The 12,203-nt window shown below is 59.2% G+C and carries 12 protein-coding genes; 3 read left to right on the top strand and 9 right to left on the bottom strand.

Going from position 1 to position 12,203, the window contains the following annotated elements:
• Positions 1-73: 73 nt before the first annotated feature.
• Positions 74-1,138: an SDR family oxidoreductase gene (locus EV102420_RS04610; RefSeq protein ID WP_042389510.1), complete on the top strand. Its 1,065-nt coding sequence runs from the start codon at positions 74-76 to the stop codon at positions 1,136-1,138.
• 44 nt (positions 1,139-1,182) lie between these two features.
• Here the strand turns inward: EV102420_RS04610 and EV102420_RS04605 are convergent, their stop codons facing one another.
• Complete coding sequence (locus EV102420_RS04605) at positions 1,183-2,613, bottom strand: 6-phospho-beta-glucosidase (protein WP_042389509.1); 1,431 nt, start codon at positions 2,611-2,613, stop codon at positions 1,183-1,185.
• A gap of 140 nt (positions 2,614-2,753) precedes the next feature.
• Complete coding sequence (fabB, locus tag EV102420_RS04600) at positions 2,754-3,971, bottom strand: beta-ketoacyl-ACP synthase I (RefSeq protein WP_042389508.1); 1,218 nt, start codon at positions 3,969-3,971, stop codon at positions 2,754-2,756.
• Positions 3,972-4,129: 158 nt separating this feature from the next.
• Here fabB and mnmC point away from each other — a divergent pair, with 158 nt between their 5' ends.
• The gene (gene mnmC, locus EV102420_RS04595; RefSeq protein ID WP_174435472.1) at positions 4,130-6,142 is read left to right on the top strand and encodes a bifunctional tRNA (5-methylaminomethyl-2-thiouridine)(34)-methyltransferase MnmC2/FAD-dependent 5-carboxymethylaminomethyl-2-thiouridine(34) oxidoreductase MnmC1; all 2,013 of its coding nucleotides are present in this window, start codon (positions 4,130-4,132) and stop codon (positions 6,140-6,142) included.
• Positions 6,143-6,227: 85 nt separating this feature from the next.
• Here the strand turns inward: mnmC and EV102420_RS04590 are convergent, their stop codons facing one another.
• Genes EV102420_RS04590 through prmB form a run of 6 tightly spaced genes read right to left on the bottom strand, consistent with a single transcriptional unit; the run spans position 6,228 to position 10,779 of the window.
• On the bottom strand, positions 6,228-6,503 hold the full coding sequence (locus tag EV102420_RS04590; protein WP_042389506.1) for a YfcL family protein: 276 nt from the start codon (positions 6,501-6,503) through the stop codon (positions 6,228-6,230).
• A 27-nt stretch (positions 6,504-6,530) separates the two neighbouring features.
• Positions 6,531-7,082, bottom strand: a complete 552-nt coding sequence (locus EV102420_RS04585) for an elongation factor P hydroxylase (RefSeq protein WP_042389503.1) — start codon at positions 7,080-7,082, stop codon at positions 6,531-6,533.
• A complete protein-coding gene (locus EV102420_RS04580; RefSeq protein ID WP_042389502.1) occupies positions 7,079-7,891 on the bottom strand; it encodes a sulfite exporter TauE/SafE family protein in 813 nt (270 codons plus the stop codon). Before EV102420_RS04580 ends, EV102420_RS04585 begins: the two co-directional genes overlap by 4 nt.
• The gene (mepA, locus tag EV102420_RS04575; RefSeq protein WP_042389501.1) at positions 7,891-8,715 is read right to left on the bottom strand and encodes a penicillin-insensitive murein endopeptidase; all 825 of its coding nucleotides are present in this window, start codon (positions 8,713-8,715) and stop codon (positions 7,891-7,893) included. The genes EV102420_RS04580 and mepA overlap by 1 nt, the downstream gene beginning before the upstream one ends.
• 3 nt (positions 8,716-8,718) lie before the next feature.
• Positions 8,719-9,804 carry a chorismate synthase gene (gene aroC / locus EV102420_RS04570; RefSeq protein WP_042389500.1) on the bottom strand — a complete coding sequence of 362 codons (1,086 nt, stop codon included), beginning with the start codon at positions 9,802-9,804 and terminating at the stop codon, positions 8,719-8,721.
• Positions 9,805-9,846: 42 nt separating this feature from the next.
• Positions 9,847-10,779 (bottom strand): 50S ribosomal protein L3 N(5)-glutamine methyltransferase, encoded by a 933-nt coding sequence (prmB, locus tag EV102420_RS04565; protein WP_042389499.1) that lies wholly within the window; start codon positions 10,777-10,779, stop codon positions 9,847-9,849.
• Between the two features lie 166 nt (positions 10,780-10,945).
• Between prmB and smrB the strand changes: the two genes are divergently transcribed.
• A complete protein-coding gene (gene smrB, locus EV102420_RS04560) occupies positions 10,946-11,497 on the top strand; it encodes an endonuclease SmrB (protein WP_042389498.1) in 552 nt (183 codons plus the stop codon).
• Positions 11,498-11,577: 80 nt separating this feature from the next.
• Here smrB and sixA read toward each other — a convergent pair whose 3' ends face one another.
• A complete protein-coding gene (gene sixA, locus EV102420_RS04555) occupies positions 11,578-12,063 on the bottom strand; it encodes a phosphohistidine phosphatase SixA (protein WP_042389497.1) in 486 nt (161 codons plus the stop codon).
• Between the last annotated feature and the right edge of the window lie 140 nt (positions 12,064-12,203).

The raw sequence follows: 12,203 nt of genomic DNA, 5'->3' as shown, positions 1-12,203 counted from the left end.
GACGCAGATAACCGGGATAAGAACGCAATTCTCTATTAGGCTTTTTATCTGGCCTGGTTAAGAGGAGAGCGCGATGCGCAAAAAAGCATTGATAGTGGGTATCAGCGGCGTGATTGGACGCGCCCTGGCAGAGAAGCTGTTGGAAGAGGGCTGGGAAGTTACCGGTCTGTCACGCGGACGCGGCGACGTGCTCGCGGGCTGTACCAGCCTGACGGCGGATCTGACCGACGCGGCGGCGGTCAGCGAAGCGCTGAAATCGGTCAAACCGGATGCGCTCTTCTTTAGCGTCTGGGCGCGCCAGGAGAGCGAGAAAGAGAATATCCGCGTGAATGGCGCGATGGTGAAAAACGTCATTGAGGCGCTGGGTAACCGTCTACACGGGGCACACGTGGCGCTGGTCACCGGACTTAAGCACTATCTTGGTCCGTTTGAAGCCTACGGCAAAGGCGCTGTACCGGTGACCCCTTTCCGCGAAGAGCAGGGTCGGCAGCCGGTGGAGAACTTCTACTATGCCCAGGAGGACGAGCTTTTCGCCGGGGCAGAGAAGTATGGCTACCGCTGGAGCGTGCACCGTCCGCATACCATTGTCGGCTATGCGTTGGGTAATGCCATGAACATGGGCCAGACGCTGGCGGTTTACGCCACCCTGTGCCGGGAAAAAGGCTGGCCCTTTATCTTCCCAGGCTCCCCTGAGCAGTGGAACGGCGTGTCGGACGTGACCGATGCTAGCCTGCTGGCCGAGCAGCTGGAATGGGCAGCCACCAGCCCGACGGCAGCTAACGAGGACTTCAACGCCGTTAACGGTGACGTATTCCGCTGGAAGTGGCTGTGGCCGCGCCTCGCCGCCTATTTTGGTATTGAGGCCGCCCCCTACCCTGAGAAGATGATGCCCCTGGAGGGTCGGATGCTGGAGGCCGAGGCCGCCTGGCGGACGATTGCTGCGCACCATCAGCTGCGTGAGGCGGACATCAACAAGCTGGTCTCCTGGTGGCATACCGATGCCGACCTGGGCCGCCCGATGGAGGCCTTTACCGATATGAGTAAAAGCCGCAAGGCCGGGTTTATCGGCTATCGCAGCACGCTGGATTCATTTACCGGGCTGTTTGATCGACTCAAGAGCGAGCGGATTATCCCCTGATGCAGTGCCAGCCAGTCAGCGCAGCCGCTGACTGGCTTTTCCCGCTACAGGTTCTCGCCGTTGCTTCTGATCACCTCTTTGTACCAGTCGAACGATTTTTTCTTGCTGCGCGCCAGCGTACCTTTCCCTTCATTGTCCTTGTCGACATAGATAAAGCCGTAGCGCTTTTTCATCTCGCCGGTGCCCGCCGAGACCAGATCGATGCAGCCCCAGGGGGTGTAGCCCATTAGGTCGACGCCATCTTCCTCTACCGCCTTCTTCATTTCGCGAATATGGTCGCCCAGGTAGGCGATGCGGTAGCTGTCGTCCACCGTGCCGTCCGCCTCCAGCTTGTCGATGGCGCCAAAGCCGTTTTCGACAATAAACAGCGGCTGCTGGTAGAGATCGTAGAAGTAGTTCAGCGAGTAGCGTAACCCCACCGGATCGATCTGCCAGCCCCAGTCAGAGGCTTTTACCCACGGGTTAGTCACCAGGCTTTTGGTTTCGTCATAGTCGAGGCGAGGATTATCCTCGGTGGCTTTGGTGGCAAACGACATGTAGTAGCTAAAGCCAATGTAGTCGACGCAGCCGCGCTGCAGGATGCGCAGATCCTCTTCGGTCATATCAAGGTTGAACGCTTTTCGCGCAAAGTAGTTCAGGGTGTGTTTCGGGTAGTAGCCCCGAACGTGCACGTCGGCAAACCAGTAGCGGCGGTGCATAGCGTTGACCGACATCATCATGTCGTTGGGATCGCAGGTGAGCGGATAGACCGGACACATGGCGATCATGCAGCCAATCTGGAACTCCGGGTTAATCGCGTGCCCGGCTTCCACCGCCAGTGCGCTGGCCACCAGCTCATAGTGCGCAGCCTGATACATGATCTTCTCGCGATCCTCACCCGGCTTATAGTGCAGCCCCGAGTTGGTGAACGGCGCGAAATCCTCGTTGAAGTTGGCCTGGTTGTTGATCTCGTTAAAGGTCATCCAGTACTTCACTTTCTTCTGGTAACGAGTGAAAACGGCTTTGGCAAAGCGGACAAAGAATTCAATCGTCTGGCGGTTGCGCCAGCCGCCGTATTCGGTGACCAGGTGATAGGGCATCTCAAAGTGTGAAAGGGTGATCACCGGCTCGATATTGTACTTCAGGCACTCGTCAAAGAGATCGTCATAGAACTGCAGCCCGGCTTCGTTGGGCTCCAGCTCGTCGCCGCGAGGAAAGATGCGTGTCCAGGCGATAGAGGTACGGAAGCATTTAAAGCCCATCTCCGCAAACAGCTTAATGTCCTGCGGATAGCGATGGTAAAAGTCGATGCCTTCATGGTTGGGATAGTATTTCCCCTCGATGACGCCTTCGGTAATTTCTCGCGGCACGCCATGCCGCCCGGCGGTCATCACGTCGGCAACGCTAATGCCTTTGCCGCCCTCCTGCCAGCCGCCCTCCAGCTGATGCGCGGCCACCGCCCCGCCCCAAAGAAAATCTGCTTTAAATCCAGCCATCTGTACCCCCTCTTCGTTGGAATATAGGGGAGGATAGCAACCGATGCGGCAGATTGCCGGACGCGTGTCACATAATTGCCCGTGGCTTTAGCCATAAAAAAAGGAGCCAGAAGGCTCCTTTTTACTTTGCCGGAGGGCAATTATTTGTTCAGCTTGCGCATTACCAGCGTGGCGTTGGTGCCGCCAAAGCCGAAGCTGTTGGACATCACGGTGTTCAGCTCACGCTCGGTCGTCTCGGTGACGATGTTCAGGCCTTCTGCTTTCTCGTCCATCTCTTCGATGTTGATGCTTGGGGCGATAAAGCCGTGTTCCAGCATCAGCAGGGAGTAGATGGCTTCCTGCACGCCCGCCGCACCCAGCGAGTGACCGGTCATGGCTTTGGTAGCAGAGATAGCCGGGCTGTTGTTGCCGAAGACTTCACGGATCGCACCCAGCTCTTTCACGTCGCCTACCGGAGTAGAGGTGCCGTGGGAGTTCAGGTAGTCGATCGGGGTGTCCAGACCGTGCATCGCCATCTGCATGCAGCGCACCGCGCCTTCGCCAGACGGAGCCACCATGTCAGCGCCGTCGGAGGTGGCGCCGTAGCCCACGATCTCCGCATAGATTTTCGCGCCGCGTGCCAGAGCGTGTTCCAGCTCTTCCACCACCACCATACCGCCGCCGCCTGCGATCACGAAACCGTCACGGCTAGCGTCGTAGGTACGGGAGGCTTTCGCCGGATCGTCGTTGTACTTGGTAGAGAGCGCGCCCATCGCGTCGAACTCACAGGCCATTTCCCAGCCCAGCTCTTCGCCGCCGCCAGCAAAAACGATGTCCTGTTTGCCCAGCTGGATCTGCTCAACCGCGTTACCGATACAGTGTGCAGAGGTCGCACAGGCGGAGCTGATAGAGTAGTTTACGCCGTGGATTTTGAACGGCGTCGCGAGGCAGGCGGAGACCGCCGAGCCCATCGCTTTGGTGACCACATACGGGCCAACCGCTTTCAGGCCGCGCGGGCTACGCATTGCGTCCGCACCGAAGACCTGCGCTTTGGAAGAGCCGCCGGAGCCAGCAATCAGGCCCACGCGTGGGTTATTCTGGTAAACCTCTTCGCTCAGGCCAGCATCAGCGATGGCCTCCTGCATAGAGAGGAAGGCGTAGATGGCGGCATCGTTCATGAAACGGACCACTTTGCGGTCAATCATGCCCGTGGTGTCCAGTTTTACATTACCCCATACGTGGCTGCGCATACCGGAATCGTGAAATTCCTGGGAGAAAGTGATCCCTGAGCGCCCTTCACGCAGAGATGCGAGGACTTCCTGCTGGTTATTACCGATGCTGGAAACGATGCCCAAGCCAGTAATCACTGCACGTTTCATTCAATACCTCTGTCATTCGCACTATTATAAGATTCGATTCGCAAGATAGCGTACAGTTGTACGCCGAACAAGTCCGATCAGCCAATTTCTGGAGAAATTTGCGCCAGCGGGCCGACATCGTTAAGATCGTGCCACTGCCTGCCACGCGAGTAACTTACGTGAAACAAACCGCTATACAATCTGCCAACCTCGAATTCAACGCTGAGGGTACACCTGTTTCCCGAGATTTCGACGACGTCTATTTCTCTAATGATAATGGACTTGAGGAGACGCGCCACGTTTTCCTCGACGGTAACCAGCTTGGCACCCGTTTTCCGCTGCATCCACGCCCGCTGTTTATCGTTGCCGAGAGCGGCTTCGGCACCGGGCTGAACTTTCTTACGCTGTGGCAGGCGTTTGATGCATTTCTGCTCGCACACCCGCAGGCTACGCTGCAAAGATTACACTTCATCAGTTTTGAAAAATTTCCGCTAAAGGCGGCGGATTTGGCCCAGGCGCACCGGCACTGGCCCGAGCTGGCGCCCTGGGCTGAGCAGCTCCAGGCGCAGTGGCCTGCCGCCCTGCCGGGCTGCCACCGTCTGCTGCTGGCAGGCGGACGCGTTACGCTCGATCTCTGGTTTGGCGATATTAATACCTTAACCGATGCGCTGGATGATTCCCTCAACCAGAAGGTTGACGCCTGGTTTCTTGACGGCTTTGCCCCAGCGAAAAACCCAGAGATGTGGACGCCGTCGCTGTTTAATGCCATGGCCCGCCTGGCACGCCCCGGTGGCACGCTCGCCACCTTTACCTCCGCCGGGTTTGTCCGTCGAGGATTGCAGGAGGCGGGCTTCAGCATGCAAAAAAGAAAAGGGTTTGGCCGCAAGCGCGAGATGCTGACCGGCGAGATGCAGCAGACGCTGAACCCCGCCCCGCGCACGCCATGGTTTGCCCGCACCCCGGCAGCAGGTCAGGAGGCCGCGATTGTTGGCGGCGGCATTGCCAGCGCCCTGCTCTCGCTGGCCCTGCTGCGCCGGGGCTGGCAGGTGACCCTTTATTGTGCCGACGATGCGCCCGCTCAGGGAGCATCCGGCAATCGTCAGGGGGCGCTCTATCCTCTGCTGAGCGCCCACGATCCGGCCCTGGCGCGCTTCTTCCCGGCCGCCTTTACCTTCGCCCGCAGGCTGTACGATACCCTGCCGGTTGAGTTCGACCGCGACTGGTGCGGCGTCACCCAGCTTGGCTGGGACGAAAAGAGCCAGCAGAAGATTGCCCAGATGCTTAGCCTGGCACTCCCTCCTGAAGTGGCCGTGGCGGTGGATGCCGAAGCGGTGAAGGCGACCACCGGCGTAGATACCGGCTGCGGCGGCATTCAGTACCCGGCAGGCGGCTGGCTCTGCCCAGCCCAGCTTACCGCCGCCGCGCTAGAGCTGGCGGTCTCTCAGGGCCTGCGCGTGCGTTATCAATCCGAGGTGAACGCCCTCACTGCTACAGAGGCGGGCTGGCAGCTGACGTTTACTCAAGGCGAAAGCGCCTGCCATCAGACGGTAGTGCTGGCGAACGGTCACCGCGTCAATCAGTTTACCCAGACGGAGAACCTGCCGGTCTACGCCGTTGGCGGCCAGGTGAGCCACATCCCTGCCCGCCCTGGGCTGTCGGCGCTGCGTCAGGTGCTGTGCTATGACGGCTACCTGACGCCGCAGAATCCCACTAACGGCGAGCACTGCATCGGCGCGAGCTACCATCGCGGTCAGCAGGAGGCGAGCTACAGCGAAGAGGATCAGCAGCACAATCGCCAGCGATTAATCGACTGCTTCCCCGAGGCGGAGTGGGCAAAAGAGGTAGACGTCAGCGGCCAATCTGCCCGCTGCGGCGTACGCTGCGCCACGCGGGATCATCTGCCTATGGTGGGTAACGTCGCCGATTATGCGGTTACCATGGAGAACTATGCCGATCTGGCCGAGCATCAGGAGTATGCCGTCTCGGCCCCGGTGCATGCGGGACTGTATATGCTCGGCGCGCTGGGTTCACGCGGGCTGTGCAGCGCTCCGCTGGCGGCAGAGATCCTGGCGGCGCAGATGAGCGACGAGCCGATCCCGCTGGAGGCTGAGACCCTGGCGGCGCTGAATCCTAATCGTCTGTGGGTGAGAAAACTGCTGAAGGGGAAGGCGGTGAAACGTGCTCAGGTGTAAAGATGGTTCGCCGGGCGGCACTGCGTTTGCCCGGCCTACAGGCCTGTAGGCCCGGTAAGCGTAGCGCCACCGGGCGTGACTGAACTTAACCCCTGGCCTGCTGGTAGAGTCTCTCCCACATCTCCAGCACCAGCACCTGATCGCGCGGAGAGAGTTCACCGCCCTGAATCGCCTGCTCAAGGCTGGAGGTCACCTGGGCGTAAACCGCCTCCGGGGAGTGATCGTCACCGTTTTCCAGCACGGCGACGGCCAGCGTCAGGTGGCCGCTCAGGTAACCGCTGGCGAAAAGCTCATCGTCACTGGCGTGCTCAACCATGTCATCAATTAACGCCAGAATGCGTGATTCAAATTCCGCGATCATCTTCTTTCCTCTTTAAAAACCGTGGCGCTAGTTCAGATCGTCCGGCCACGGAAACTGGTCTGCCGTTAAAGACGGCGTGTGATAATAATCTTGTAACGCTTTGATAAACCGCGCCGGACGCTCGGGGATCCCCTGCTCCAGCCAGGTCATCACTTGGGCATGCACCCGGCGCTGGAAGGCGATGCGATCCGGCTCGACGTCACCTTCAAGGTTGTCGCAGCTGACGTTAAACGGGAAGCCCGCCGCCACGCAGAAGAGCCATTCAAAAGATTGAGGCTTCACCTCGACGTCTTCAAACTGCCCCTGGGTTGCGGCATCGCGACCGTCCGGGCAGTACCAGTAGCCAAAATCCACCAGTTCCCGACGAGCCTTACCGGCGACGCACCAGTGTGAAATCTCATGCAGCGCGCTGGCGTAAAAGCCGTGGGCAAAAACGATCCGGTGATAGTCGACCTCGTCGTCAGCCGGAAGGTAGATAGGCTCGTCGTCGCCCTTCACCAGGCGGGTATTAAAATCGTCGGCAAAGCAGCCATTGAAGATCTCAATCAGCTGCTCGTAGCGGTGTGTCGTACTGCTCATGCGTGTATCCCCACCCAGTGGAGGATCTCCTGTCCGTGACTGTCAAAAAGAAGTTTGGCGCTCATCACCGCCGAAACGATAACGATCATCGGGCGGATCAGCTTCTGCCCTTTACTCAGCACCAGCCGCGAGCCGAGGCGCGCGCCGATAAACTGTCCGGCAAGCATCACAAACCCGGTGGCCCATACCACCTTGCCGCCGATGATAAACAGCAGCAGGCCGCCGAGATTCGAGGTGGCGTTGAGCACCTTGGCGTGCGCGGTGGATTTCGCCAGGTTGAAGCCGCAGAGCGTGACAAACGCCAGGGCATAAAATGAACCCGCGCCGGGGCCGAAGAAGCCATCGTAGAAGCCCACGCAGCCGCCTGCCACCAGCGCAAACGGCAGACCGTAGAGACGACGCTGGCGATCCTCTTCACCCAGCTTCGGCATCAGCAGAAAGTAGAGGCCGATACTGATGACCAGCACGGGCAGGATCTGACGCAGTATGTCGGACTGTACATGCTGTACCAGCAGCGCACCCGTCGTCGAACCAATAAAGGTCATCAGAATATTGAGCTTCTGATCGCCGAGCTTCACCACGCCACGGCGCAGAAAGTAGAGCGATGACGAGAGCGATCCACCGCAGGCCTGTAGCTTGTTGGTCGCCAGCGCCTGGGCCGGGGTCATGCCCGCCGCCAGCAGCGCCGGGACAGTCAGCAACCCGCCGCCGCCAGCCAGAGCATCAATAAACCCGGCCAGCAGGGCGACGAAAAAAAGGACTGCCAGCAGCAGCGGAGAGACCAAAAAGAGATCGCTAAAATTTTCCATTAAAGTACATGCTCGTCCAGTAGCGCCTGGCAGGAAGGCGGCAACGGCGGCGGTGTCTTCTTCTCAGGCTTCGTTGAGGCAGGTTTAGGCGGTTCAAACCAGCTTTGCAGCTCCGCGCCACAGCCGTCGCCCGGCGGCGGCAGCGGTTGATCGACGCACTCCAGGCTATCTGCCGGGCAGCGTAGGCGAACGTGCATATGCGCCCGATGCTGGAACCACGGACGCACCTTGCGCAGCCAGTCGCGATCGGTTCCCGCGTCTTCGCACAGCCGCTGCTTAATGGCCGGGTTAACAAAGATGCGCGTCACGTCGTTATCTTCCGCGGCCAGCTTAATCAGATGATTAATTTCTGGCTGCCACAGCGAGGAGACGACGTGCTTGCCATCCTGGGAGACCAGATCCAGCGCCTGGGGCTTCAGCAGCTGCGCCGCGGTCCAGCGCGTTTTCGGCAGCTGTAAGAAGATATCGACGTCCAGCCCGGTTTGATGGCTGGCGTGGCCGCCGTTAAAGCGCCCCCCGGCGGGCATGCCCATATCCCCTATCAGCACCGTGCCAAGGTTAAGATTATGCACCCGTCCGCTAAGGCGCTGAATAAATTGCACCAGGTCAGGGTGACCAAAGTAGCGGCGCTGATCGGTGCGCATCACCTGATAGGCGTCGGACTGGATCGGCAGTGCGCTCGCACCGACGATACAGCCGTTAGAGAACGCGCCCACCGACTGCGCGCTACCGGCAATCGGATGGGTGATTTTTTGCCACGGCGTCGCCGCAAGCGTGGTATGGCTGGCGAGCACCGCCAGCAGCGCAATAAGCGTCTTTTTCATCGTTTACCAGCGTGGAATGGTTGTCGCCACGTCCGCATTCTGCGCCCGCTGGCGCAGGAAGTGATCCATCAGGACAATCGCCAGCATCGCTTCAGCGATGGGCACGGCACGAATACCCACGCAGGGATCGTGACGGCCTTTGGTGATCATCTCCACCTCTTCCCCAGTGCGGTTGATGGTTTTCCCCGGCACGGTAATGCTGGAGGTTGGCTTCAGGGCGATATTGGCGACAATCTGCTGGCCACTGCTGATGCCACCGAGAATGCCGCCCGCATGGTTGCTGGTAAAGCCCGCGTGGGTGATCTCGTCCCGGTTTTGGCTACCGCGCAGGGCCACCGACGCAAAGCCTTCGCCAATCTCCACGCCCTTCACCGCGTTGATGCTCATCAGCGCGTGGGCAATATCGGCATCCAGACGGTCAAACACCGGCTCGCCCAGCCCCGGCGGTACGCCGTCGGCAATCACGGTGATCTTCGCCCCGATAGAGTCGCCCTCTTTTTTCAGGGTGCGCATCAGTTCGTCCAGAGCTTCAATCTTGTCTGGATCCGGGCAGAAAAACGGGTTCTGCTCAACCTGGTCCCAGGCTTTGATCTCCAGCGGGATATCGCCCATCTGGGTCAGGCAGCCGCGAACGGTAATGCCCAATTTCTCGGCGAGGAATTTTTTGGCAATCGCCCCTGCCGCCACGCGCATGGCGGTTTCACGGGCCGATGAGCGGCCGCCGCCACGGTAGTCGCGCAGGCCATATTTCTGCTCATAGGTGTAGTCAGCGTGACCCGGACGGAAAACGTCCTTGATGGCGCTGTAGTCCTGCGAGCGCTGGTCGGTATTCTCAATCAGCAGGCCGATGCTGGTGCCGGTGGTGACACCCTCAAAAACGCCGGAGAGGATCTTCACCTGGTCCGGCTCCCGGCGCTGGGTGGTATAGCGTGAGGTGCCCGGACGGCGGCGATCCAGATCGTGCTGCAAATCGGCTTCGCTCAGGGCGATCCCCGGTGGTACGCCGTCGACAATGCAGCCGAGCGCCAGGCCATGTGACTCCCCGAAGGTGGTCACGCGAAAGAGTTGTCCAATACTGTTTCCTGCCATCACGGCTCCACTGTCTTTATTTAAATAGGCGTTATCGTTTTATTAATCTTTGTAGATGCTGAAGTGCTCCCGGGCCGCCAGCAGCTGCGCTTTAGTCAGCATAAAGACGCCGTCGCCGCCGTTATCGAACTCAAGCCAGGTAAAGGGCACTTCAGGGTACTGCTCTATCAGATGTACCATGCTGTTGCCGACTTCACAAATCAGCACGCCGTCGTCGGTGAGATAGTCTGGCGCACAGGCGAGGATGCGACGCGTCAGCTTCAGACCGTCGCTGCCGGAGGCCAGGCCCAGCTCAGGCTCGTGGCGATACTCGTTAGGCAGATCCGACATATCCTCTTCATCCACGTAGGGCGGATTGGTGACGATCAGATCGTACTGCACCTTAATCAGGTCGCGGAACAGATCGGAGCGGATAGGCGTCACGTTATGGATCAGACCGTGCTCTTCGATATTGTGCTCGGCCACGGCCAGCGCCTCGGTAGAGATGTCTACCGCGTCCACTTCCGCTTCCGGGAACTCGTAGGCGCAGGCGATAGCGATGCAGCCGCTGCCGGTGCACATATCCAGAATATGCTGTGGCTGGTGGTTGATAATGCCAGCAAAGCGGCTGGTGATGAGTTCGCCAATTGGTGAACGGGGCACCAGCACGCGTTCATCGACGTAGAATTCGTGACCGCAGAACCAGGCTTTGTTGGTCAGATAGGCGACCGGGATACGCTCGTTAACGCGGCGGATCACACGCTCAACGATACGGTGGCGCTCGCTGGACGTCAGGCGCGCGCTGCGCATATCTTCTGGAATATCCAGCGGCAGGTAGAGAGTCGGCAGCACCAGCTGCACCGCTTCGTCCCACGGGTTGTCGGTACCGTGCCCGTACCAGATGTTTGCCGCGCTGAATCGGCTGACCGACCAACGTAACATGTCCTGAATGGTGTGCAGCTCACTCACTGCTTCATCGACAAATATTTTATCCACGCTATCCTCCGGAACATGTCTTGCTATAAATTCGGCGGCTAGTTTGCCATGAAGACGCCGATAAATCAGCATTCTCGCGCACGGCCAGCCGGAAAAAAGCATTTTGCCTGAACACAGAGCGCGACGAGTCGGGTAAACTGAAAAAAATCAGAAATGAGATGAATGAATGAAGAAGAAAACATCACTTAGCGAGGCGGACCAGACCCTGTTCCGCCAGTTGATGACCGGCACGCGCCAGATCAAGCAGGACACCATTGTGCACCGCCCCCTGCGCAAGAAAGTCAGCGACGTGCCGGTAAAACGACTGCTTCAGGAGCAGGCCGACGCCAGCCACTACTTTTCTGATGAATTCCAGCCGCTGCTCAACACCGATGGGCCGGTAAAGTATGTCCGCCCGGACGTGAGCCACTTTGAAGTAAAGAAGATGCGGCGGGGAGACTATTCGCCGGAGCTGTTTCTTGACCTGCACGGCTTAACCCAGCAGCAGGCCAAGCAGGAGCTGGGGGCGCTGATCGCCGCCTGCCGTCGGGAGCACGTCTTCTGCGCCTGCGTGATGCACGGTCATGGCAAGCACATCCTGAAACAGCAGACGCCGCTGTGGCTGGCTCAGCATCCACACGTGATGGCCTTCCACCAGGCACCGAAAGAGTACGGCGGCGACGCGGCGCTGCTGGTGCTGATCGAGGTTGAGGAGTGGCAGCCGCCAGAACTACCCTAATGAAGTGCCTTAATAGCGCAGCCGAACGCCAGAAATGACAAGAGCCGCATAAGCGGCTCTTTAGCGATGGCCAGGCAGCGTTAGATCGCCTTAGCCATTTTCAGGTTGCAGGGGCTAACCTGCCAGTTAAAGGTCCCCTTCCCTTCGCCGTCCAGCGTCACGCTGGCAATGGCTGAGGTCAGGAACATCGGCGGCGTCTCTTCCGGGCAGAGCTCGGAAACCAGGTAGCCGACCAGCGGCAGGTGAGAGATCACCAGCACCGAGGAGACGCCTTTACTGGCGAGCGCATGAAGATAGTCGCCAACCAGAGCCACGTCGCCGCCGGGTGTTAACTCAGGCAGCACATCAACGCTGTCCGGCAGGTTCATACACTCCCCTACCTTCTCCAGCGTCTGTTCAGCGCGCAGGAACGGACTGACCAGCACACGCTCAACGTTTACTTTTTGTCCCTTTAACCAGGTCGCCATTTGACGGGACTCATCACAGCCACACAGCGTTAAAGGACGTACCGAGTCACTGGCTGCTTCGAGAGCAGCGTCGCCGTGACGCATGATAAAAACTTGCATATTGCACCGCTTTTGTTAACCAGAAGCACTGATATCGCCCGAGCATGAACGCATCGGGAGAGAGCAGTGGCCGGGCATTGTGCCTTATCCATTCGTCGAATGAAACGCTGTGTTTTACCTCAACGGCGTAACTCTCGTCA

Origin of the sequence: Pseudescherichia vulneris NBRC 102420 (assembly GCF_000759795.1) — a bacterium.
Classification (GTDB): Bacteria; Pseudomonadota; Gammaproteobacteria; order Enterobacterales; family Enterobacteriaceae; genus Pseudescherichia; species Pseudescherichia vulneris.
The sequence above is the reverse complement of the archived record's forward strand: the minus strand, read 5'-3'. Positions and strand labels throughout refer to the sequence as shown.

What these genes read in the sequence shown, in the direction of transcription:
- EV102420_RS04610 (WP_042389510.1), top strand. Translation starts at nt 74, where the DNA reads ATGCGCAAAAAAGCATTGATAGTGGGTATCAGCGGCGTGATTGGACGC.
- EV102420_RS04605 (WP_042389509.1), bottom strand. Translation starts at nt 2,613, where the DNA reads ATGGCTGGATTTAAAGCAGATTTTCTTTGGGGCGGGGCGGTGGCCGCG.
- fabB (WP_042389508.1), bottom strand. Translation starts at nt 3,971, where the DNA reads ATGAAACGTGCAGTGATTACTGGCTTGGGCATCGTTTCCAGCATCGGT.
- EV102420_RS04590 (WP_042389506.1), bottom strand. Translation starts at nt 6,503, where the DNA reads ATGATCGCGGAATTTGAATCACGCATTCTGGCGTTAATTGATGACATG.
- EV102420_RS04585 (WP_042389503.1), bottom strand. Translation starts at nt 7,082, where the DNA reads ATGAGCAGTACGACACACCGCTACGAGCAGCTGATTGAGATCTTCAAT.
- EV102420_RS04580 (WP_042389502.1), bottom strand. Translation starts at nt 7,891, where the DNA reads ATGGAAAATTTTAGCGATCTCTTTTTGGTCTCTCCGCTGCTGCTGGCA.
- mepA (WP_042389501.1), bottom strand. Translation starts at nt 8,715, where the DNA reads ATGAAAAAGACGCTTATTGCGCTGCTGGCGGTGCTCGCCAGCCATACC.
- aroC (WP_042389500.1), bottom strand. Translation starts at nt 9,804, where the DNA reads ATGGCAGGAAACAGTATTGGACAACTCTTTCGCGTGACCACCTTCGGG.
- smrB (WP_042389498.1), top strand. Translation starts at nt 10,946, where the DNA reads ATGAAGAAGAAAACATCACTTAGCGAGGCGGACCAGACCCTGTTCCGC.
- sixA (WP_042389497.1), bottom strand. Translation starts at nt 12,063, where the DNA reads ATGCAAGTTTTTATCATGCGTCACGGCGACGCTGCTCTCGAAGCAGCC.